Origin of the sequence: Thermoanaerobacter ethanolicus JW 200 (assembly GCF_003722315.1) — a bacterium.
GTDB classification, from domain to species: Bacteria; Bacillota; Thermoanaerobacteria; order Thermoanaerobacterales; family Thermoanaerobacteraceae; genus Thermoanaerobacter; species Thermoanaerobacter ethanolicus.
The window spans coordinates 1,779,102-1,802,351 of sequence record NZ_CP033580.1; the positions used below are offsets into that span (position 1 = coordinate 1,779,102).

Annotated in this window: 26 protein-coding genes; 25 read left to right on the forward strand and 1 reads right to left on the reverse strand. The window is 32.8% G+C overall.

Going from position 1 to position 23,250, the window contains the following annotated elements:
* Window positions 1-34 precede the first annotated feature (34 nt).
* The 18 genes from spoIIIAA (at window position 35) to EB239_RS08955 (ending at window position 14,099) form a co-directional block, all read left to right on the forward strand.
* Window positions 35-1,033, forward strand: a complete 999-nt coding sequence (gene spoIIIAA / locus EB239_RS08870) for a stage III sporulation protein AA (RefSeq protein ID WP_003869830.1) — start codon at window positions 35-37, stop codon at window positions 1,031-1,033.
* Window positions 1,030-1,542, forward strand: a complete 513-nt coding sequence (spoIIIAB, locus tag EB239_RS08875; RefSeq protein WP_003869831.1) for a stage III sporulation protein SpoIIIAB — start codon at window positions 1,030-1,032, stop codon at window positions 1,540-1,542. Before spoIIIAA ends, spoIIIAB begins: the two co-directional genes overlap by 4 nt.
* A 12-nt stretch (window positions 1,543-1,554) precedes the next feature.
* A complete protein-coding gene (spoIIIAC, locus tag EB239_RS08880; protein ID WP_003869832.1) occupies window positions 1,555-1,752 on the forward strand; it encodes a stage III sporulation protein AC in 198 nt (65 codons plus the stop codon).
* Between the two features lie 8 nt (window positions 1,753-1,760).
* Window positions 1,761-2,147, forward strand: coding sequence for a stage III sporulation protein AD (gene spoIIIAD, locus EB239_RS08885; protein ID WP_003869833.1), 387 nt, complete (start codon window positions 1,761-1,763; stop codon window positions 2,145-2,147).
* 11 nt (window positions 2,148-2,158) lie between these two features.
* A complete protein-coding gene (spoIIIAE, locus tag EB239_RS08890) occupies window positions 2,159-3,316 on the forward strand; it encodes a stage III sporulation protein AE (RefSeq protein WP_003869834.1) in 1,158 nt (385 codons plus the stop codon).
* A gap of 8 nt (window positions 3,317-3,324) precedes the next feature.
* Window positions 3,325-3,891: a stage III sporulation protein AF gene (gene spoIIIAF / locus EB239_RS08895; protein WP_003869835.1), complete on the forward strand. Its 567-nt coding sequence runs from the start codon at window positions 3,325-3,327 to the stop codon at window positions 3,889-3,891.
* Window positions 3,892-3,910: 19 nt separating this feature from the next.
* Window positions 3,911-4,492 carry a stage III sporulation protein AG gene (spoIIIAG, locus tag EB239_RS08900; protein ID WP_003869836.1) on the forward strand — a complete coding sequence of 194 codons (582 nt, stop codon included), beginning with the start codon at window positions 3,911-3,913 and terminating at the stop codon, window positions 4,490-4,492.
* 18 nt (window positions 4,493-4,510) lie between these two features.
* Window positions 4,511-5,056: a SpoIIIAH-like family protein gene (locus tag EB239_RS08905; protein WP_003869837.1), complete on the forward strand. Its 546-nt coding sequence runs from the start codon at window positions 4,511-4,513 to the stop codon at window positions 5,054-5,056.
* Between the two features lie 98 nt (window positions 5,057-5,154).
* A complete protein-coding gene (locus tag EB239_RS08910; RefSeq protein WP_003869838.1) occupies window positions 5,155-5,559 on the forward strand; it encodes an Asp23/Gls24 family envelope stress response protein in 405 nt (134 codons plus the stop codon).
* Between the two features lie 98 nt (window positions 5,560-5,657).
* Window positions 5,658-6,080, forward strand: coding sequence for a transcription antitermination factor NusB (gene nusB / locus EB239_RS08915; protein WP_003869839.1), 423 nt, complete (start codon window positions 5,658-5,660; stop codon window positions 6,078-6,080).
* Complete coding sequence (locus tag EB239_RS08920; protein ID WP_003869840.1) at window positions 6,070-6,903, forward strand: bifunctional 5,10-methylenetetrahydrofolate dehydrogenase/5,10-methenyltetrahydrofolate cyclohydrolase; 834 nt, start codon at window positions 6,070-6,072, stop codon at window positions 6,901-6,903. Before nusB ends, EB239_RS08920 begins: the two co-directional genes overlap by 11 nt.
* Window positions 6,884-8,089: an exodeoxyribonuclease VII large subunit gene (gene xseA, locus EB239_RS08925; RefSeq protein WP_003869841.1), complete on the forward strand. Its 1,206-nt coding sequence runs from the start codon at window positions 6,884-6,886 to the stop codon at window positions 8,087-8,089. The genes EB239_RS08920 and xseA overlap by 20 nt, the downstream gene beginning before the upstream one ends.
* On the forward strand, window positions 8,082-8,309 hold the full coding sequence (gene xseB, locus EB239_RS08930; protein WP_003869842.1) for an exodeoxyribonuclease VII small subunit: 228 nt from the start codon (window positions 8,082-8,084) through the stop codon (window positions 8,307-8,309). The genes xseA and xseB overlap by 8 nt, the downstream gene beginning before the upstream one ends.
* Window positions 8,302-9,186, forward strand: coding sequence for a polyprenyl synthetase family protein (locus EB239_RS08935; RefSeq protein ID WP_003869843.1), 885 nt, complete (start codon window positions 8,302-8,304; stop codon window positions 9,184-9,186). The genes xseB and EB239_RS08935 overlap by 8 nt, the downstream gene beginning before the upstream one ends.
* A 755-nt stretch (window positions 9,187-9,941) precedes the next feature.
* Window positions 9,942-10,529 carry a hypothetical protein gene (locus EB239_RS08940; protein ID WP_003869844.1) on the forward strand — a complete coding sequence of 196 codons (588 nt, stop codon included), beginning with the start codon at window positions 9,942-9,944 and terminating at the stop codon, window positions 10,527-10,529.
* Window positions 10,530-10,538: 9 nt separating this feature from the next.
* A complete protein-coding gene (dxs, locus tag EB239_RS08945) occupies window positions 10,539-12,401 on the forward strand; it encodes a 1-deoxy-D-xylulose-5-phosphate synthase (RefSeq protein ID WP_003869845.1) in 1,863 nt (620 codons plus the stop codon).
* 2 nt (window positions 12,402-12,403) lie between these two features.
* On the forward strand, window positions 12,404-13,198 hold the full coding sequence (locus EB239_RS08950) for a TlyA family RNA methyltransferase (protein ID WP_003869846.1): 795 nt from the start codon (window positions 12,404-12,406) through the stop codon (window positions 13,196-13,198).
* A 49-nt stretch (window positions 13,199-13,247) separates the two neighbouring features.
* Window positions 13,248-14,099: an NAD(+)/NADH kinase gene (locus EB239_RS08955; protein ID WP_003869847.1), complete on the forward strand. Its 852-nt coding sequence runs from the start codon at window positions 13,248-13,250 to the stop codon at window positions 14,097-14,099.
* A gap of 206 nt (window positions 14,100-14,305) precedes the next feature.
* Here the strand turns inward: EB239_RS08955 and EB239_RS08960 are convergent, their stop codons facing one another.
* A complete protein-coding gene (locus EB239_RS08960) occupies window positions 14,306-15,583 on the reverse strand; it encodes a transposase (RefSeq protein ID WP_129545131.1) in 1,278 nt (425 codons plus the stop codon).
* 198 nt (window positions 15,584-15,781) lie between these two features.
* On the opposite strand from EB239_RS08960, the gene EB239_RS08965 reads away from it, so the two are divergent.
* From EB239_RS08965 to EB239_RS08995, 7 genes are all read left to right on the forward strand, one after another.
* Window positions 15,782-16,237: an arginine repressor gene (locus EB239_RS08965; RefSeq protein WP_003871234.1), complete on the forward strand. Its 456-nt coding sequence runs from the start codon at window positions 15,782-15,784 to the stop codon at window positions 16,235-16,237.
* 17 nt (window positions 16,238-16,254) lie between these two features.
* The gene (recN, locus tag EB239_RS08970) at window positions 16,255-17,955 is read left to right on the forward strand and encodes a DNA repair protein RecN (RefSeq protein ID WP_003871235.1); all 1,701 of its coding nucleotides are present in this window, start codon (window positions 16,255-16,257) and stop codon (window positions 17,953-17,955) included.
* Window positions 17,956-18,074: 119 nt separating this feature from the next.
* Window positions 18,075-19,388, forward strand: a complete 1,314-nt coding sequence (gene spoIVB / locus EB239_RS08975; RefSeq protein WP_003871236.1) for a SpoIVB peptidase — start codon at window positions 18,075-18,077, stop codon at window positions 19,386-19,388.
* 83 nt (window positions 19,389-19,471) lie between these two features.
* Window positions 19,472-20,254, forward strand: a complete 783-nt coding sequence (gene spo0A, locus EB239_RS08980; RefSeq protein WP_003871237.1) for a sporulation transcription factor Spo0A — start codon at window positions 19,472-19,474, stop codon at window positions 20,252-20,254.
* A 238-nt stretch (window positions 20,255-20,492) separates the two neighbouring features.
* Window positions 20,493-21,614: a putative cytokinetic ring protein SteA gene (gene steA, locus EB239_RS08985; RefSeq protein ID WP_003871238.1), complete on the forward strand. Its 1,122-nt coding sequence runs from the start codon at window positions 20,493-20,495 to the stop codon at window positions 21,612-21,614.
* 12 nt (window positions 21,615-21,626) lie between these two features.
* Complete coding sequence (locus EB239_RS08990) at window positions 21,627-22,553, forward strand: copper transporter (RefSeq protein ID WP_003871239.1); 927 nt, start codon at window positions 21,627-21,629, stop codon at window positions 22,551-22,553.
* Window positions 22,554-22,563: 10 nt separating this feature from the next.
* Complete coding sequence (locus tag EB239_RS08995; protein ID WP_003871240.1) at window positions 22,564-23,250, forward strand: glycosyltransferase family 2 protein; 687 nt, start codon at window positions 22,564-22,566, stop codon at window positions 23,248-23,250.

Here is a 23,250-nt window from a genome sequence, read left to right on the forward strand (position 1 = left end):
ATAAATATAATTTTACAAGGGGAGGGACAGGTATATGAACACAAGAAAAAATTTTGAGGAAGTACTTTATGCTCTTCCTCCGTCAGTAAGAGAGGTAATTACAAAAATTCCTGATGACCTGTTGCAAGAAGTAGAAGAAATACGTCTTAGAGTAAATAGACCTCTCACAGTTTATTTAAAAAATGAAGAAAAGTTTGTGTCAAAAGGAGGGACTATTTCTTTTTCACCTTCTTTGGCCTATATTGTTACTTCTGAAGATTGTGAAAAAGCTCTTCAATTAATATCTAAATCTTCTCTTTATGCTTTTGAAGAAGAAATAAGAAATGGATATATTACTTTAAAAGGTGGTTACAGAGTAGGTATAGTTGGAAAATGTGTGTTAGAAAATGGTTATATAAAGACTTTAAAGAATATTTCTGGATACAATTATCGAATATCAAAAGAGATAATAGGAGTGGCAGAGGAAATATTAAAATATTTAATTACTCCTTCTAAAGACGTATATAACATTTTAATAATATCACCTCCTCAATGTGGCAAAACAACTCTCTTAAGAGATATTACAAGATGGATAAGTAATGGAATAGATTTTTTGGGATTTAAAGGTAAAAAAGTAGGCGCAGTAGATGAGAGGTCAGAAATTGCCGGCTGTTACAATGGTATACCTCAAATGGATGTGGGAATTAGGACTGATGTGTTAGATGGATGTCCTAAGGCTTATGGCATGATAATGCTTATAAGGTCTATGTCTCCAGAAGTAGTAGTGACAGATGAGATAGGTAAAAAAGAGGATATAGAAGCGATTCATGAAGTGCTGAATACTGGTGTTAAGATTATAACTACAGTTCATGCAAATGACATTGAAGACCTTATGAAAAAACCTGTTTTAAAAGACGTTATTTCTTTAAGATATTTTGAACGTTATGTAATTTTAAGCAATCGTTTAGGGGCAGGTACAGTAGAAAAAATATTAGATGAGAATTTTAATACTTTGTTTAAAGGGCCCTATAGGAGAGGAAGGACTGAAAAATGAAATTACTTGGAATAGTTTTAGTTATTTTTTCTACCAGTAGTTTAGGGTATTTGTTTGCTTTGAAATATAAAATGAGGCGTTGGATACTTAAAAGCATGATATCTTCATTAAATCTTTTTAAAATAGAAATCACATATTCAAAAGCTCCTTTAGGAGAAATACTCATGGCAATTTCTCGCTCTTCAGATAAAAGTATAAAATTTGTTTTTTCTAAGACAGGAATGATATTATCACAAAATGAGGGTTATACTGCAGGAGAAGCTTGGGAGATAGCTTTAAATGAATGGGACAATGGCTATCTTAAAAAAGAAGATGTAGAAATTTTGAGGTCTTTTGGGTATGGACTTGGCAATTCTGACGTATACAATCAAGAAAAAAATTTTGATTTAGCCATTGAGCTTTTAAAAAGGCAACTTAGTAACGCAGAAGAAGAGAGTAAAAAGAACGAAAAGCTGTACAAAAATATTGGAGTTTTGGCAGGACTGGCGATAATCATATTGTTTTTATAGAGGAGGATTATAATGAACATAGATATAATTTTTAAAATTGCGGCAATTGGCATTCTGGTAACAGTATTAAATCAAGTATTAATCCGTTCAGGGCGAGAAGAACAAGCAATGATGGTGACACTGGCAGGAATAGTAGTGGTTTTGATGATGGTGATATATATGATAAACAATTTGTTTAATGCAGTAAAAACAATATTTCAACTTTATTAGGTGATAGAATGGAAATATTTCAAATTGTTATTTTAGGAATAGTGGTTTTGATTATTTTGACAGTTCTAAGAGAAACAAATCCTGAAATGGCAATAATTTTAAGTTTGGTAGCCGGAGTCATCATCTTTATGATGATTCTTCCAAAACTCAGCGCAATTGTAGAAGTATTGAATACTCTTGCTAGAAAAAGTGGACTTGACAATATTTATTTTATGACAACTTTAAAAATCATTGGTATAGCTTATATAACAGAATTTGGAGTTCAGCTATGTCTCGACGCAAATGAGAAAAATTTGGCTTCTAAAATAGAGATAGCAGGAAAGATAATCATAATTTTTTTATCAATACCTATAATTGTTGCATTGATGGAAACAATTCTTTCAATAATGCCGTGAGGTGTAAAAGATTGAAAAAGGTACTTTTTGTAATTTTAATGATTATGATTTTATTAACAACTGCCAGAGCGGATACGGGACAACAAGATATAGAAAGCCAATTGAAAGGTATTGACACTTATCAGATTGACCGCTTTGTAAAAGAAGCTAATCAAAAAAATGGCAATATACTTCCCTATGTTGATATAAAGACTTATATACAAGATGTGATATCAGGAAAACAACCTTTTAATATAAAGGAACTCTTTGAAAATTTATTAAAATTGTTTTTCAAAGAATTATATTCTTCTGTAAGACTTTTAACACAACTTTTAATTTTGGCTGTAATTGGCGGCATATTAATGAATTTACACGGTTCCTTTGAAAATGAAAATATAAGTGAGATTGCTTTTTTAGCGGTTTATATAGTTTTTATTGTAATAGCGGTTAAAAGCTTCACAGAAGCTTTAGGAATTGGCAAAGAAGCAATTGACAGCATGGTTGATTTTATGCAATCGATGCTACCTGTACTTATAACTTTACTTGTTTCAGTAGGTGCTTTTACCTCTGCAGCGTTTTTTCACCCTGTTGTCATTGTGACAGTTGAGTTTATAGCCCATCTGATGAGGGATTTTGTGTTGCCTATTATTTTGCTCATGACAGCTGTAAAAATTGTAGGAAATATTTCTGAAAAGTTTAGCTTGAATAAAATGGGGGATTTTTTTAAGACTTTGTCTACAGCTTCTATTTCAATTTTATTGAGTATTTTTTTAGGAGTAGTAACTATACAAGGTTTATCTTCTTCAATGGCAGATGGTATCATATCGAGAACGGCGAAGTATACAGTTGGTGCTTTTTTACCAGTAGTAGGAGGGCTTTTATCTGATAGTGTCGATGCAGTTATAGGGGCATCATTATTGATAAAAGGAGCAGTAGGCACTTATGGGCTTATAGCAATTGTGATAATTTCTGCAGTACCTTTAATAAAGCTTTTTTCTCTCATAATCATTTATCGCTTTGCAGCAGCAGTGATTGAACCAATCTCCGATAAAAGGATAGTAAATTGCCTTTCAGATGTGGCAACTTCTTTAACTTATGTTTTTGGGGTATTGGCTTCTGTTACTGTGATGATGTTCTTTACAATAACAGCTATTATAGGAACAGCTAATATTACCACTATGCTGAGGTAGGTGAAACAATGGAGTTTTTAAAAGACTGGATAACACAGATAATTTATATTGCAATCCTTTTGATAGTTTTAGAACTTTTAGTTCCTTCCTCCAGTTTAAAAAAATATGCTAAAGTTGCGATAGGGTTTGTAATCATGATTACTATCTTAAATCCTTTGATAAATTTTTTAAAAGGAGGAGCAAATATAGAAGCCTACGTATTTAAAAATGATTATTTTTTAAAAAACATAAATATTGAGCAAATCTCAAAAGAAGCGGAAAAACAGAGGAATAATCTAATTGTGGCAGAATATAAAAAAAGGCTGATTGAACAGATTAAGGAAAAGCTTTTAAATCTGTATGAAATTGAGGGAGTGGGAGTAGATGTTTCTTTTATAGAAGACCTAAATGACAAAGAGTTTGGAAAAATTAAAGAAATAACTTTATCTTTTAGAAATGCTAGAAGGGTTTCTCAAGATTCAGAAAAAATAGCAAAACCGACAGAAGATAAAAAATTTAACTATGAAGAGATTAAAAAAACAATAAGTGCATTCTATAATGTACCATTAAAGAATATAACTATAAAAGAGGAATAAATTGAAGGGAGGTACTTGAGTGGATTTTGATAAACTTAAAGATAAGCTTTTAAAAGATAATAAAAAGTTGGTTGAGAATTTGACTGTTATCTTTTTAATAGGTTTAATTTTGTTAATAGGTGCGAGTGCTCTTTCAAAACCTCGCCCTTCAAATAACAACGATAACAAAGAATTGGTATTAGCTCAAAAAGAAAGTAGTAGTGAAGATTATGCTCAAAAATTAGAAAAGGATTTAAAAAATATATTGTCAAAAATTGAAGGGGTGGGAAATGTTGAGGTCCTCATAACACTAAATTCAGATGAAGAGGTAGTAGCGGCAATGGATGTAGTAGAATCCAGTACTACTACAAATGAAAAAGATAGTAGTGGAGGAATACGAGAAACCATTCAAACAGAATCAAACAACAGAGTAGTTACCTCTCAAGATACCTCTGGGCAAAATGCTCCTATTGTATTAAAAAGAATAATGCCAGAAATAAGGGGAGTGATTGTAGTTGCTGATGGAGCAAAAGATCCAAGATTAAGATACGAACTTTCTTCGGCAGTTCAAACTGCTTTAGGGATTCCTGCCTATAAAGTAAAGGTAATATCTTCAAAATAAGAGTGGGGAGGAGTTTTTATGGTCTATATGAGAAAAAAGCTTATAGCGATTATATCCCTTGTCTTGCTAATTGCTATTGCTTTTGTTTTAAACTATGGGTATACCAATAAAAAAGAAGAAGCTGCTAAAAATGAGTACAGTCAGAATTCGCAAGTTATTCAAACAAGTACTTCTTCTGCAAAAGAAACTAGTACAGAAAAAGATAAACTTTTCACTGGAATATTTACTACTTATAGAGAAGAAAGAGAAATAAATAGGAGTAGAAGTATTGATGCTTTAAAAGAAATAGTAGAAAATAAAAATACCAGTGAAGCGACAAGAGACGAAGCTCAAAGGCAAATAATAAAACTTACAGAAATAACAAATCAAGAGATGATAATAGAAAATTTGATAAAAGCTAAGGGGTTTCAAGATGCAGTTGTGATGATAGATAATGGCATAGTAAATGTAATTGTACAGGCAGATAAACTGTCAGAAGAGGAAGTGGCACAAATTGTAGAAATTGTCTCAAGGCAGACAGGAGTCTCATTAGATAATATAAAAATTATGACGAGACTGGAATAAGAAAACTTAATTGTTTTTGTAACTACAATTATGATATAATTTATTTGACAAATATTTATTTTCTCTAAAAATTTTTGCTTTTTAAGGGGGTGAAATTTATGGAAGAAAATGTAAATGCAAATGAAAATCAAGAGTTAGGAACTATTAAAATCTCTGAAGAAGTAGTTAGTGTAATTGCAGGCTTGGCGGCAACGGAAGTACCTGGAGTGGCTGGAATGAGCGGGGGAGTCGTAAACGGACTTTCTGAAATGTTAGGAAGAAAGAATCTAGGCAAAGGTGTAAAAGTAGAGGTGGGAGAAAAAGAAGTATCAATAGATTTGTACTTAATTGTAGATTATGGTGTTAGAATTCCTGAAGTAGCTTGGAATGTACAAGAAAATGTTAAAAATGCTGTGGAAAATATGACAGGATTAAAAGTTGTTGAAGTCAATATTCACGTTCAAGGGGTAAATATGGATAAGGAAAATAAAAAACAACAGCAAGTTAAAGAGGAGGAAAATTAAAATATCTACTTAAACTAACCCTCTGCTAGACAGAGGGTTAGTTTAAGTAGAGTTATGGTACAATATATGTAAGAAGTAAAATTCAAGGAGTTGGGACAATGAACAGAACAGAAGCCAGGGAATGGATTGTAAAAATGCTTTATCAATACGACGTTTCAAGGCTACCTATAAGCAAAATATTTGAGAATTTTTATAAGGAAAACGACCCAGGCGAGCAAAAAGAGTACATAGAAAATACCGTAATAGGGGCTATTGAACATTTAGAGGAAATTGATAAGGAAATAGAAAGATACTCTCAAAATTGGGCTCTTAACCGCATGCCAAAAATAGATTTGGCTATTTTAAGGTGCAGCATTTATGAGATGCAATACGGGAATATTCCTGTAAATATTTCTATAAACGAAGCAGTAGAAATAGCTAAAAAATACAGTACAGAAGATTCTCATGTGTTTATAAACGGTTTGTTGGGAGCGTTTGTAAGGGATAAAGGATTGGAGGAAGGTAAATCAAATGATAATTGATGGTAAGGAGATTTCTAAAAAGATAAGAGAAGAGGTAAAAAGAGAGATAAGGGAGTTTGGTTACAAGCCCAGATTAGCGATTTTGATGGCTGGAAATGATGAGTCTTCAAAAGTTTATGCAAACTCTAAAGTTAAAGCTTGTGAAAATGTGGGGATTGAAGCTGAAATCTATTATTTTTCAGAAAGTGAAGAGTCGAAGTTTTTTGACACCTTAAAGTTTTTAAATGAAGATAAAAATACCCACGGCATAATGATAGAAATGCCTCTTCCTAAAAACTTTAATGCTGAATTGGTATACGATACGCTAAATCCTTATAAAGACGTTGATTGCATATCTAATTATAATATGGGAAGGCTTTTTGCTGGAAAACCTCTTTTTGTTCCTTGTACTCCCAAAGCAATTTTACATATTCTAGAAAGTATTGATACTCAATTTGAGGGAAAACACGCAGTTGTAATAGGCAGAAGCAATATTTTAGGAAAACCTGTAGCTAAGCTTTTATTGGATAAAAATTGTACAGTTACGGTATGCCATTCAAAGACAAAAGATTTGGCTTATTATACTAAACAAGCAGACATTTTGGTGTTGGCAGCCGGAAAAATGAATTTGGTAAAGGGAGATATGATTAAAGAAGGGACAATTCTTATAGATGCAGGTATAAACGTTTACGATGGAAATATATATGGAGACGCGGATTTTGAATCTGTAAAAGACTTGTGTTCTTATGTAACACCAGTTCCAGGAGGAGTTGGGCCTGTGACGACAGCTATGATACTTAAAAACACCCTGGAGGCTTTTAAATATGCAATTAAAAGCACTTAACGTCAGTGAGATAACGGACTATATCAAGAGAATGATGGACAATGATATAATTTTGAGAAATGTCCGAGTAAGAGGAGAAATCTCTAATTTAAAATATCACAGCACTGGAATATATTTTACTTTAAAGGATGAAGTAGCTTCTTTAAAGTGTGTGATGTTTAATGAATATAGTAGACTTTTAAATTTTACTTTGCAGGACGGTATGTCGGTGATTGCTACAGGTAGAATAACAGTTTATGAAAAAAGCGGTACTTATCAGCTTTATGTGCAGTCTATTCAATCGGAGGGTATTGGGGCTTTATACCTTGCTTTTAATAAGCTTAAAGAGAAACTGGAAAAAGAAGGACTTTTTGATTCTGATAAAAAGGAACCTATCCCTAAACATCCTAAAAAAATTGCTGTGGTGACTTCTCCAACAGGGGCTGTAATACGAGATATAATAACAATTTCGAGAAGGAGAAATCCAACAGTAGACATTTTAGTGGTTCCTGTTTTGGTGCAAGGAAGCTCAGCCGCCGATGAAATATGTAATGCTCTTCGAATTTTGAACAAAAGGGAAGACATTGATGTAATTATTTTAGCAAGGGGTGGAGGTTCATTAGAAGAAATTTGGCCTTTCAATGAAGAAAAAGTGGCAAGATGTATTTATGCATCTCGCATACCAGTTGTTTCTGCTGTAGGCCATGAGACAGACTTTACTATTTCTGATTTTGTGGCAGATTTGAGAGCTCCTACCCCTTCTGCAGCTGCTGAAATTGTAGTACCAGACATAAAAGTTTACCAAAGGGAATTGTTTTTATTAAAAACGAAATTATTAACATTGATGACTGCTGAATTAAATCGCAAGAAAAAAGAATTTGAAGGGCTTAAAAGGGCTTTGTATCTTAATAGCCCCACTAAGAAAAGTGAAATTTTAAGGCATAAAGTTGAAAATTTAACAGCCTCTTTATACAATGAAATGCTTTCTATATACCAACATAAAAGAAATGATTTTTTAATTTTAGCAGAAAAGTTGAATTCTTTAAGTCCTTTAAAAGTACTTACAAGAGGTTATACAATTGTTTTAGATAAGCAAGAAAAAGTTATTTCTTCTGTGAAAGATATAAAACCTTATGATGAAATAAAAATTTTATTTAAAGATGGCAAAGCTAAAGCGATTGTACAAGAGGTGAAAGAGAATGAATGAGGAATTGACTTTTGAAGAAGAAATGATGAGATTAGAAGAAATTGTAAATACACTAGAAAAAGGAAATTTAAGGTTGGAAGAGTCTTTTAACTTGTTTAAAGAAGGTGTTGAAATTTCTAAGAGATTAGAAAAAAGGTTAAGTGAGGTTGAAGGAAAGATAACCCTTCTCATCAACGAAAATGAAGAAATTGATTTTAAAGAGGAGGAAAAGGATGTTTAAAGAAAAGTTAAGAGAAAAACAACAGCTTGTTGAGAAAGAACTACACAGAATACTTGATATAGATGAAAAACCAGAGATAATTTATGAAGCAATGAGATATAGTGTGTTTGCGGGAGGGAAAAGGTTAAGACCAGTTTTATGCCTTTCTTCTTGTGAGCTTTTAGGAGGAGATATAAAAAAAGCTCTTCCTGTAGCTTGTGCGATTGAACTTATTCATACTTATTCTCTGATTCACGATGACCTTCCAGCCATGGATAATGATGATTTAAGAAGAGGAAAGCCCACGAATCACAAAGTTTATGGGGAAGCTATAGCAATTTTAGCTGGCGATGGGCTTTTAAATTTAGGGTATGAAGTGTTAGTAAGACATGCTTTAGAACATCCTGAAGATTATGAAAGAATATTGAAAGCTACCAATGAAATTGCGACAGCCTCAGGATGTAAAGGAATTATTGGTGGGCAAGTTGTAGATATACTATCTCAGAATACGGAGCTTACTTATGAAGAATTAAAATTTATGCATGAACACAAGACAGGAGCTTTGATAGAAGCCTCTGTTTGCGCAGGAGCTTACATCGCTGGTGCTACAGAAGAAGAGATTCATGCCTTAAGGGAATATGCACGCTTAATAGGTTTTGCTTTTCAAATAAAAGATGATATATTGGATGTAATAGGAGAAGAGGAAAAATTGGGTAAAAAAGTAGGTAGTGATAAAGAAAAAGGCAAGTTTACTTTTGTTAATATTTTTGGATTAGAAAAATCTCAAGAGATGGTTGTAGAGCTTACACAGAATGCTATAAAGATTTTAGATAGGTTTGGAGAAAAAGCAGAGTTTTTAAAAGAGCTTTCCAATTATTTGATTGAAAGAGTAAACTAAAGCTTAAGGGAGTATTGACAATGCTTTTTGAAAGAAATGAGTTTTTTGACAGTTAAATGACTGTAGCAACCTTCTACAGACTTTGTAGAGGTTTGATATTGTCATTTTTATTATGTTATAATTAATATACCTTGAAAAGAAAGGCAAAGTGGTGCAGTATCCTAGTCAGAGGCGCTAATCCCGAAGACGGGCCTAAAAATCCGTCAAGGGCACATCGATGAAGTTCCTGGTGCTGGCTTTCAACGCCCAGTTGGGGGCTGGTGCTGGGAGTTAAGGAGGGGGGGCGATCCACAATGGCATGTGGGCGTTGACCCTTCCTCCGCGGAGACCTACTTGCGTGGCTTTTACAGGCTACGGGGTAGGATGAACCTGTCTCGCGGCCATAAAGCTGCGGACAGTGTAGCCTGCCTTGAGTGATTCGGGTGGATATCAGTTGTAAGCCATAATTCAAAGAGCTCTTGAATTACTGGCTATTGCTGATGAAACCCGAATTGCAAAAGAGGATAGGGGTTAGTCCCTCTGTTGAGGAAAACTCCTAGGCTGCGCCTTGCCGGGCGGCATATTGGGGATTACGGTGCGGACTAAGTGGTAGTCCAGTCTTACCTTTGGCGACAAGGTAAAAGCGGGCTTAAAGGGGAACCGCTGAACGGCGACGTTCAGTGCACGCTTGGGAAATCCTACTGGACCTAAGCCGCAAAGTTTACCCAATATGCTACCACTTTGCCTTTATACATGTAGGAGGTCTTTTTTTTATTATGAAAAATAAAAACATAAATACGAATTATAAGTGGATTTTACATATAACTATTATAACCTTTTTTCTTGCCACTATATTAAATTTTTTTTCTGATGTTGCATTAAAAGAGAGCAATCTCCTTGTAGCCTTTTGTATTCTTGGTTTTATAGTGTTAATTGGTATAATTTTTGATATAATAGGTACAGCAGTAATTTCAGGCAGAGAAGAACCTTTTCATACAATGGCGGCTAAAAAAGTATTTGGAGCAAAGGAAGCCATAAAACTTCTTAGAAATGCTAATATTGTGGCTAATTTTTGCAATGACGTAGTAGGAGATATTTCTGGAATTGTTTCTGGTGCTGCTCTGATGGCAATAATTGTAAAATTAGCTTTTGAGGGACCCAAAGGTTCTATTTATACTGCGATTTTAGGAGGTTTATTATCTGCCATTACAATTGGAGGAAAAGCTATTGGTAAAAATATAGGTATAGCTAAAAGCCAGTCTATTGTTTATACAGTTGCTGTAATTTTTGCTTGGATAGAAAAAAACACGGGTATAAAGATTTTGCCCGATTATAAAAATAATAAAAGGAAAAAAAGAAAGTGAGGGTTTTAAATGTTAGAACAAATTAACAGCCCTTATGATTTAAAAAAAATTGACAAAAAGGACTTTCCACTGCTTTGTGAAGAAATACGCCAGTTTTTAATAGAAAAGGTGTCTAAAACAGGTGGGCATTTAGCTTCAAACCTTGGAATTGTTGAACTTACAGTTGCACTTCACTATGTTTTTAATTCACCTGTTGACAAAATAATTTGGGATGTTGGGCATCAATGTTATGTACATAAAATAATTACAGGTAGGAAAGACCAGTTTGATACTTTAAGGAAATTCAATGGCCTTTCTGGTTATACTAAAAGAACGGAAAGTGTGCATGATATATTTGGAGCAGGTCACAGTAGCACCTCTATATCTGCAGCATTGGGTATTGCCAAGGCAAGAGATTTAAAGGGTGAAAAATATTCTGTTGTAGCGGTAATCGGTGATGGAGCTTTGACAGGTGGCATGGCTTTTGAAGCATTAAATAATGCAGGAAGGTCTAAAACAGATTTGATTGTCGTGCTAAATCACAATGAGATGTCTATTTCGGAAAACGTAGGTAGTTTATCTTTGTATTTAAGTAAACTTAGAACTGACCCTACTTACAACAAATTAAAACAAGAGGTTGATAATTTACTCAATATTGTACCTCCAATAGGAAAAAGCCTTCATAAATACATTGAAAGAATTAAGGATTCTGTAAAACAGTTAGTAGTGCCAGGAATGTTTTTTGAAGAGATGGGCTTTACATATTTAGGACCTATTGACGGACATGACGTTGATAGCCTAATAGAGGTTTTAGAAAGAGCAAAGAAAATAAAAGGACCTATTTTAGTACATGTTATCACAAAAAAAGGCAAAGGCTATAAATTTGCAGAAAAATTTCCTGATAAATTTCATTCTGCAGCTCCTTTTGACATACAAACAGGTAAGTTTGTAAATGAGGGGCAGGCAACTTATTCTGATGTATTTGGGAAGACTCTTACGGAAATGGCATTAAAAGATGACAAAATTATTGCAATAACTGCTGCCATGCCAGAGGGAACAGGGCTTATTCATTTTGCAAAATTGATTCCTGAAAGATTTTTTGATGTAGGAATAGCAGAGCAGCATGCTACTACCTTTGCAGCAGGAATGGCAGTGCAAGGATATAAACCTTATTTTGCAGTGTATTCTACCTTTTTACAAAGAGCTTATGACCAGCTTATACACGATGTATGTATACAAAAATTACCTGTTGTTTTTGCAATTGATAGAGCGGGAATTGTAGGAGAGGATGGAGAAACCCATCAAGGAGTTTTTGACCTATCATATTTGAGGCCTATACCTAATATAGCGATTATGTCTCCTAAAGATGCCAATGAATTAGTTGAAATGGTTAAATTATCAAGAAATCTTGACTTCCCTGTTGCCATAAGGTATCCAAGGGGAAAAGCGGGAGAATTCGATATTACAAGAGAATGCAGTATAGAGTTTGGAAAGGCAGAGTTAATTTCTGAAGGAACAGAAATAGCAATTTTTGCATTAGGAAGAATGGTAGGAAAGGTGTTAGAAGCAAAAGAAATTTTAAAAGCTTCTGATTTGCAACCCTTTATTGTCAATTTGAGATTTGTCAAACCTGTAGATGAAGAGCTGATTTTTGATATCTCAAACAAAGTTAAATTTATTGTTACAGTGGAAGACAATGTCATAGCTGGTGGTGTTGGAAGCGCTATACTCGAGCTTTTAAATTCTAATGGAATATATAAGCCAGTTTTGCGTTTGGGGTTTCCTGATAAATTTATTGAACACGGAGATGTGGAAAACTTGTTTAAAAAATACAATTTAGATGCCGAGTCTATCGCAAATACTATACTACAAAAATATAAGGAAATGAGGTAAATATGGCTTCAAAAAAAGAAAGATTGGATGTTTTGCTTGTTCAAAAAGGTTTTTTCTCCTCAAGAGAAAAAGCAAAAGCTTCTATTATGGCAGGAGAAGTATATGTTGATGGCAAGAGAATTGAAAAAGCTGGAGAGTTTGTCAACATAGATTCTTCAATTGAAGTAAAAACTAATTCTTTACCTTATGTAAGTAGAGGTGGGCTAAAGTTACAAAAAGCGATAGAAACGTTTAATATTAATGTGACTGGCAAGATTGCCTTAGACATTGGAGCTTCCACAGGAGGTTTTACTGACTGCCTTTTAAAACACGGTGCTTTGAAAGTATATGCTGTAGATGTAGGATACGGGCAATTGGATTGGAGTTTAAGAAATGACCCTCGGGTCATAAACATGGAAAAGACTAATATAAGATTTTTAGAGACATTGCCTGAAATAGTGGACATGATCACAATAGACGTTTCTTTTATCTCCCTTGAACTTGTTATACCTTCTGCAGATAAATTTTTAAAACCAGAGGGAGATTTGATAGCTTTAATAAAACCTCAATTTGAAGCAGGGAGAGAAAAAGTAGGTAAAAAAGGCGTCGTGAGAGACCCGGCTGTTCATAGGGAAGTGATTGAAAAAATTGTGACTTTGTTTCAAAAGTTTAACTACGGTATAATAGATATTACCTATTCTCCTATAAAAGGGGCAGAAGGCAATATAGAATATTTAATTTACGGCAAAAAGGGAATTGAAAAGCAACACAATTTTGACATTACGAAAATTGTAAAAGAGGCATTTAAAAATTTGTAGCAGGAAAATTTGTTTTTTTGTAGAATATGATAAATGTGGTGATATTATAATGAAAAAAGTCGGTGTAATTCCAAATATTAATAAAGATAAAGACTTAGAAGTGACAAAATCTGTAGTAAAATGGCTATTGGAGCATGGTTCTGAACCATATCTTAACGAAATAGTTGCGTCTAAAATGGGTTATGATGAATACGGTAGAAAATCTACAGATATATATAGTAAATGCGATTTTATAATTGCTTTAGGTGGAGATGGTACTATTTTAAATGTTGCAAGGCTTTGTGCGCCTTTTGACACGCCTATTTTTGCCGTGAATTTAGGTCATCTTGGATTTCTTACGGAAGTAGATGTAAATGAGGTGTTTGTTTCTTTAGATAAAATATATAAAGGAGAATATACAGTAGAAAAAAGGATGATGCTAGAGGCAAATGTAGTTAAAAATGATATGGAGATTATTAATTTTAGAGCTTTGAATGATATTGTCATTACAAGAGGAGCTTTTTCAAGAATGGCTCGTATAAATACCTATGTCAATAATAACTATGTAGATACTTATTTAGCAGATGGAGTAATAATTGCAACTCCTACTGGTTCAACTGCTTATTCACTTTCAGCAGGAGGTCCTATTGTATATCCTACAGTAGAAGTTATAATAATAACACCTATATGTCCCCATACTTTATATTCAAGGTCTATAATAGTTTCACGAGAGGATGTCCTCAGGTTGGAAATAAGCGAAGAGAATCAAGATTTAATGATAACAACCGACGGACAACAGGGATATAAACTTGATTATAGAGATATAATTTACATTAAAAAAAGCAATGAATATACCAATCTTATAAAAGTAAAAAATACCAATTTTTTTGACTTATTGAGGGACAAACTTACAGAAAGATAAAATAGGGATGTGCAAAATTAATTAAAATAATCACGAACAAAAACCAAAATATGTATGACATACAATATATAGTAATCAACACTGACAATCAAACATAAAGGAAGTGGTAAGGGAAAAGAAAAGGCAAAAAGAGGAGCTAAAAAAGGGCATAAATATCCTGTAGAAGTCAAATGTTAAAAAATGGCATGAACTAAATTCAGCAAAAGTTAAGCCGATTGCATCAGAGCACTAAGAGACTTAAACTCATCAAATTTACCCAGTTTAATAGCTACAATAGCGACAGTAAGCAAAGTAATATGGCCAAAAGTATTAAGGTTGCTGACAGAATTAATATTTCTAACATAAGCCTTTTCAAAATCTAGAGCTTTAAATCGAGAATTATATCTTTCTGATTCTACTCTTAGTCTATAGACAGCCTTAAAATATAGGGAGTCTCTATTAATAGAAGACCTATAATCAGAAGATATAATAGCATACTTAGTACAGCCTCTATGCTTTTTGCCATTAAAATATTTAGGATGCTTTATAGGGCAGGCAGAGTCATCTTTAGAATTACAGAACTTGCAAACAAATTTTTGCTTAATAAAACCATCAAAATACTGCTTGCCGTCTTTGAGCATTTTAATACCTGCTTCACAAACCATATAACCATCATCAGTCAGTGGGGGACTTTTAGAATTACGCTTGTTAAGAGGAATAAAACAATGACCATGGAGAGTATCTCTAACAAAATTATAAACTCTCTTAACATCATACCCCTTATCGGCAATAAAATTAACATACTTAAGGTTAAACCACTTATTAGTCTTTTCAAGTAAAGACAAAGCAACTTCAAAATCGGGGACATCAGCGGGAGTAGTAGTTTCAGCGATAGGTAATCCAGAGATAGCATCAACAATAATATGATTTTTATAGCCCCAATAAAACTTATAACGTTTATTAGAAGAATCATTAGAAGCAGAATAAACGCCTAATTTACAATCCTTATCAGACTTAGGCTGATTATCTTTAGAGAATTTATTTTTAGAAAAAGACTTAGGGTTATTTAACTTAGTGTTAGCTTTAATAGGGGTAGAGTCCATGGAAATAAACTCACCAGAGATAATGCCCATATTTTTGAGGATATTGACTTGATTTTGAAAGATAGAGGTCAAATAATCATGAGAGAACTCATTAATAAAACGGCGGAAAGTCCAATAAGAAGGAAGAGGTTTAAGGATGTTAAAGCCACAAAGATGAGCAATGATAAGATTATTGCGGAGATAATCTAAAAGGTCAGAAATTGTACCGAATCTTTCAGCTTTCATAACAATAAAAGCTCTAAACATTGCATGATGAGAATAACCCTTACGGCCAGGACTAGAGGAAGGGAATTCAGGTATTGAAGACAAGTCTAGATTTTTAAACATAGAAGAATAGAAATCAATTTTAGACAGAGAAGTAAAGAGTTCAGGTATATTTAAAAGCAATTGAAGCTGGTACATGTAGGATTTCCCCCTCCTTAAAAAATATTTTCATGCGGTATATATAATAATTCGACAAATGGGAGGGGAAATCCTACATAAAAGATAAAAAATTCAAGAGTGATAGGAAAAAAGTATGTCTGTAGAATGGCTTAAATTAAGGCTTCTGAATTTTGCACAAGTCTAGAAAGATAAAAAGTAAAAGAGGTGAAGATTACTATGATGAAAATAGCTCGACACGCAAAAATTCTTGAAATAATCTCTGAAAAAGAAATTGAAACACAGGAAGAGTTAGCAGCTGAACTTCAAAAACAAGGTATTGATGTGACTCAAGCGACTGTGTCAAGAGATATAAAAGAATTGAGACTGATAAAAGTTTTAACAGAGGATGGAAAAAGATATAAATACGCCCCGATGGGAAAAGTAGATAGCCATATTACAGATAGACTAATGACTTTATTATCTGAGTCTATAGTGAGCGTGGATTATGCTGGAAATATCATAGCTATAAAAACGTTATCAGGCACAGCTCCCGCAGCAGCAGAGGCGATTGATACATTAAATTGGAAAGATATAGTTGGAACTTTAGCAGGTGACAATACCATTTTTGTTTTAGTGAGAAATGAAGAAGCTGTTCAAGAGCTATTGGAGAAATTCAGAAAGTTAGTTAAGTGATTTTTGGGGGTTTTGTTATGCTTTTAGCACTTAGCATCCAAAACGTTGCACTTATTGACAAGGCAGAAATACAATTTGAAGAAGGATTCAATGTATTAACTGGAGAAACAGGAGCAGGGAAATCTATAGTTATAGACTCGGTTTTGCTGCTTTTAGGTAGTCGAGCCAGTAGAGATATAATACGTACTGGTGAAGAAAAAGCTATCGTAGAAGGAATATTTTTTGTGGATTCTAACAAGGATAAAATTGTAGAAATTTTAGAAGAAGTAGGTTTGAGCTTAGAAGAGGATGATACTTTGATAATAAATAGAGAAATTACAAGCAGTGGAAGAAGTTATTGTAGGATAAATGGCAGAATAGTGCCTCTTTCTTTTTTGAGTAAAATAGGTGCTTTCTTGGTAGATATTTTAGGTCAACATGAGCATCAGTTTCTTTTAGACAATACAAAACATCTTTCTATTTTAGATAATTTTGGTGACCAAAAGTTTAAAAGTTTAAAAGAAAAATTTAAAGAGCTGTTAGAAGAAGATAGAAAGATACAAAATGAGATTTCAAGTTTTTTTAAAGATGAAAAAGAAAAGAATGAAACAATTGATCTTTTGAAGTATCAAATTGAAGAGATTGAAAAGGCGAATTTGAGCGTAGAAGAGGAAACACAGTTGTTAGAAAAAAGAAATTTGCTTATGAATTTCGAAAAATTATTTACTGCTATGAATTCTAGTTACAAAATTTTGTACGAAGGTAGTGGGAGCTTTTCTGTTTTAGATAATTTACATGTTGTAATAAAAAATTTAGAAACAGCCTTTTCTATAGAGGAAAAGCTTAAAGGTTTAAAAGATAAGCTGGAGAATATTCTCTATGAATTAGAGGATTGTGCTTTACAGGTACGGGATTACTTGAATGGCTTAGATTTTAACCAGCAAAGTTTAGAGGAAATAGAAATACGATTAGATCAAATAAATTCCTTGAAAAGAAAATATGGACCTACAATACAGCATATTTTAGAATTTAAAGAAAATAAAAAAAGAGAATTAGAGAATATATTAAATTTTGAAGAAAAGCAAGAAGAATTGAAGCTTAAGCAGCAAAAGTTATGGAAAAAAATTTTAGAAGTTGGTGAAGCATTACATCTCAAAAGGAAGCAAATAGCAGATAACATAGAAAAAAATATAAATCAAATTTTAGTTGAACTTAATATGCCAAATGCTTATTTTAAAGTGAATATAGAAAAAATGGAAGAACCTACTGAAACAGGATTTGATAAAATTGAATTTTTAATTTCTACAAATATAGGAGAGCCTTTAAAACCTTTGTCTAAAATTGCTTCTGGTGGCGAGCTTTCGAGAATTATGCTGGCATTAAAAACTATTCTCGCTTCCGCAGATGGAATTTCCACTTTGATTTTCGACGAAGTTGATACAGGAATAAGCGGGAAAACTGCCCAATTAGTAGCTGAAAAAATGGCGTATCTTTCTAAAAAACATCAATTGATTTGTGTGACTCATTTACCTCAAATCGCTTCTATGGCAGATACACATTATCGAATCTCCAAAATTACAAAAAATGAAAGAACTTATATAAATGTGGAAAAACTTGACTATCAAGGTAAAATAAATGAATTAGCTCGTATTATGGGAGGATCACATGTTACTCAGACTACTTTAGAACATTCAAAAGAATTATTAGATATTGCATCTCAATTTAAAAGCAAAATTTAATATTTTAGTTTAATCTCACTTCCTTTTACTATCGGATAATATATTGACAGTATATAAAGCTTTAAAAAAGGTTAAGTTAATTTTAGATTAAAATAAGCTGCAAAAAAGGAAGTGAGAGAATGACAAAAAATACAGTAAAATTGCTACTTTTTATATCCTTAAGCTTTTTTTTAGTATTTGCAAATTATTTTACTCCTATACAAGATATAGCGAAAACTCCCTCAAGTTTTAAATTTTTTCAAGGTGAAAAAGTTAATTATAACTTTAATATACCAATAAAAGTAAGTTTTCAAGCTGATAAAAAAGGTTTTTTAAAAATTAATGAGACAGAAGATAAAAATGTTTTAAATTTGAAAGAACCTATTACTATAGAAGCGGTAAACACTGGCACAGTAAATTTGGATTTTAAGCTCTTTGGAATATTTCCTATAAAGCATATCAGTGTTGACATCGTTCCGACAATAAAAGTAGTACCGGGCGGCCAAGCGATAGGGGTCAAGTTAAATACAAAGGGAGTATTAGTAGTAGGCTATTCAGATATAATGGGGGAGGACGGTAAAATTTATAGTCCTTATAAGCAAGGGAAAATACAGATAGGAGATATAATATTAGAAGTCAACGGCAGGGAAATAAAACAAGCAGAAGATATTACTAACATTGCAAATGAATTACGTGGGAAAGCTTTAAAATTAAAAATAAATAGAAAAAATCATATTTTTTATACTACCATTTATCCTATAAAGTCAAAAGAGGATAGACAATACAGAATAGGTCTTTGGGTGAGAGACCACACTGCTGGTATAGGTACTTTAACCTTTTATTATCCTACTAGCAAGATGTATGGAGCTTTAGGTCATGCTATAACTGATATAGATACTGGTCACATGTTATCAGTAGAAAATGGAGAGATTATGAATTCTCGAATTACTTCTATTGACCAAGGAAGAAGAAGTAAACCTGGGGAATTAAAAGGGATTTTTTTAGAAGAAGTTGATACAATAGGGAATATATTAAAAAACACTGAATTTGGAATTTACGGGAATATGTATGAAGACTTTAAGAACGATTTGTATGGCGAGATTCCTATAGCATATCAAAGCCAAATAAAAGAAGGGCCAGCTAAAATATTGGCTACCATTGATAATACAGGTATACAGCAATTTGATATTGAAATTATCAAAAAAGCGTATCAAGAAACTCCTAGCCCTAAAAGTATGATAATTAAAATTGTTGACAAGAATTTATTAAAAAAGACTGGAGGCATAATACAGGGTATGAGTGGTAGTCCTATTATACAAGATGGAAAACTGGTAGGAGCAGTTACTCACGTTTTTGTGAATGACCCTACAAAAGGATATGCTGTTTATGCAGAATGGATGATTAATGAAATGAATAATCTACTTAATAATAAACAAGTCTTTACAAATAATTAAAATTTTTTGGGAAAAAGAAGGAAATTCAATTATTATGTAGAATAAATATTATATACTAATATTAGCAATGGGAGGTTAAATAATTGGTTAAGAAGATTAGAGTAGGGATAGCAGATGATAACAAAGAATTTGCTACTATTTTAGCTGAGTATTTATCTACTCAAGAAAATATTGAAGTGGTTGGTGTTGCCAATGACGGCAACCAAGCGATTGAACTCATTAAAAATCAACCGCCAGATTTGTTAATTTTAGATATTATAATGCCATATTTAGATGGCATTGGTGTTTTGGAAAAGATAAATGAAGAACAATTAAAAAAGCCTAAAATTTTAGTCTTATCTGCAGTAGGCCAAGAAAAAATAACTCAACGGGCTATTGCATTAGGGGCAGATTATTATATTTTAAAACCTTTTGATTTAGCTATGTTGTCAAAAAGGATTTCTGAGCTTATGGAGCCTGAATTAGATGTAGTATCAAAGACTGTATTTCCTGTGGTAAAAGCGAAGAAAAATTATGACCTTGAAGCAATGATTACAGAAATTATTCATGAGGTAGGAGTACCAGCTCATATAAAAGGCTATATGTATCTAAGAGATGCTATTTCTCTTGTTATTAGCAATATGGAGTATTTAAATTCTGTAACTAAAATGTTATATCCTAAAATTGCTGAAAAGTACAATACTACTCCTAGCAGAGTAGAAAGAGCTATAAGGCATGCAATAGAAGTTGCTTGGAGCAGGGGCAAAACAGAAGTCTTAAATGAACTTTTTGGATATACTATAAATGACGAAAAAGGTAAGCCGACAAACTCAGAATTCATCGCGCTTATTGCTGATAAATTGAGGTTGGGGATGAAAGCGGGGTAAAAGGGGCAGATACCTGCTTTCTCTTTTTTAACCTCCCATTTCAAAAGGGCAACAAACATAAAATAGGGCGATAAATATTGAATTTTCACGGCGACAAATAAGTTATGTCCTCTGTTTGTTAAAAAAACAAATAGAGGGCATATTTTATGTGATTGACATGTTGACTTTTTATTTCATGTAAAAATTTTTTATGCTATAATAATAAACAATGGGATGTTACTTTATGGAGGAAGCTTGTATGCAAATAACAGGTACAATTAAAATGGATAAAAGAACTAAAAATTTAGTAAAAAGACTAAATTCTGGAGAAATAGCTATAATTGACCATAGAGATATAGATGAAGTGGCTGCTGAATCCTTAGTTGAAAAAAAAGTTTTGGCAGTCATAAATGCTGATAAGTCTATAAGTGGCAGATATCCTAACATGGGGCCTTCTATTTTATGTGAGGCTGGAATTCCAATTATTGACGATGTTGGGAAGGATATTTTTGATTTGTTGAAAGAAAATGACAAAATCACTATAATAGATAATGAAATATATAAAGATGGTGTGTTTATAAAAAGCGGGAAACTTCTTACAAAGGACGTTATAAACTATAAATTGCAGGAAAGTCGCGAAAACATAGGTGTTGAATTAGATAAGTTTATTGAAAATACATTGGAGTATGCAAAAAAAGAAAAATATTTTATTTTGGGTGGTGTTGAATTACCTAATACTAAAACTCGTTTTAAAAATAGACATGCTCTTGTGGTTGTTAGAGGAAAGGATTACAAAGAAGATTTGTTTACAATAAAACAGTATATTAACGATGTAAAACCGATTTTAATAGGGGTAGATGGAGGGGCAGATGCTCTTTTAGAGTTTGGCCTTGTTCCTGACATAGTCATTGGAGATATGGACAGTGTAAGCGATGAGGCTTTAAAAAAGGCTAAGGAAATTATTGTTCATGCCTATCCCGACGGAAGAGCGCCGGGCTTGGAAAGAGTAACGGCATTAGGCCTTAAAGCGGAAATTTTTAAGGCTCCAGGTACAAGTGAAGATATAGCTATGCTTTTGGCTTTTGAAAAAGGTGCTGACTTAATTGTGGCTGTAGGGACCCATTCCAGCATGATTGATTTTCTGGAAAAAGGGAGAAAAGGAATGTCCAGCACTTTTTTAGTGCGATTAAAAGTAGGAGAAAAATTAATCGATGCCAAAGGAGTAAATAAGCTGTACAGAGAAACTTTTAAAATTTCTTATATATTTAGCATTATACTGGCAGCATTGATTCCTCTTGGAGTAATAGCGTATTTTTCACCACCTATGCAGCAGCTATTGAAGCTATTACAACTTAGAATTCGCCTTTTAATCGGATTTTGAGGAGGATTTTCTATGAATATAAATATTAAATACTATGTTTTGACAATTGCTTCTATTTTTATTGCTTTAGGAATTGGAATTTTTATAGGTTTTATGTTAGATGGCCAAAAAGTTTTTTCAGAGCAACAAACTGCAATTATAAACGAGTTAGAACAAAAGTTTAAGGATTTACAAACAGAAAATAATAATTTAAAAAACACTGTTCAAGAGTTAAATAAACAGATAGGGTATTACAATCAATATCATCAAATTATTTTTCCTGAGTTAGTAGCTGATAGATTAACGGGAGTGAAAGTAGCGATTATTGAAACTACAAATGAGTTTATATATTCTGGCATGAGAAATGCTCTTTTAAAGGCAGGAGCTACTATTGAGTCGATTACTGTTATAAAAGACAGTTTTGATACTGGCGATGAATTGGAAGTGCAAAATTTAATAAACTTCCTTTCTAATAAATATGGAGTTACAGTAGACGAAAAGCATTTGAATGAATTTGTAGTTTCAAAATTAGCTAATGCAATTGTAACAGGTCAGGATGTGGACCTTATTAATTATTTAAAGACAAATGGTTATATAGATTTTACAGGGATTCCAGGTAATACAGATTTTGTAATTATAGCTGGAGGAAGTAATAATAAAGATAATAATGTAGCTTCTATAGATATTCCCATTATAAAACAAGTGAAGCTACTTAATGTTCCTATTGTAGGTGTTGAACAAAGTGATACTAAATATTCCTATATTGATGCGTATAAAAAACAGCATATTTCCACAATAGATAATGTGGAGGATATAATAGGGCAGACGTCGCTTATAATGGTAATGGAGGGTAAAGAAGGAAATTATGGAATTAAGCAAAGTGCAATGAGCTTAATGCCAGATTCTTTTATGAATACTGACAATTCTACACATAATTCCTCTGCTAATTCTAAAAAGTGAGGGTAGATAGATGAATAAAAAAGTTAGTGTATTGATACCTGCTTACAATGAAGAAGAAAGAATAATTGATACCATAAAGGGATTAAAAGATGTTGAAGAAGTTGATGAAGTCATCGTAATAAATGATGGCTCAACTGATAGTACTGCTGAAAAGGCAAGAAAAGCAGGAGCTAAAATAGTCAATATGAAGAGAAATGTTGGCAAAGGGACAGCTTTAAAAGAAGGCTTGAAATATGCAAAAAATGATGTGATAGTTTTTTTAGATGCAGATGTAGGTCTTTCGTCACGAGAAGTCAAAAAACTTATATTGCCTGTTCTTGAGGGAGAAGCAGATGTTACAATTGCTAAATTTCCAAAGACAAATGTAAAAGCTGGATTTGGCTTTGTTAAAACTTTAGCCAGAAAAGGAGTAAAATACTTTACAGGATATGAAATTGAATCTGTCTTGTCAGGTCAAAGGGCTTTTAAAAAAGAGGTTTTAGAGAGTTTAAAAACTTTTTATAAAGGTTTTGGAATAGAAGTTGGTATGACAATAGATATATTAAAGAAAGGGTATAAAATAAAAGAAGTAGAAGTGAATATGACGCACTCTGTTACAGGGAGAAACTTGAAAGGCTTCCTGCACAGAGGTAAGCAGTTTTGGGATATACTAAAAGTATTAGTGTATAAGTTGTTTTCAAAGAATATTAAAGAATAG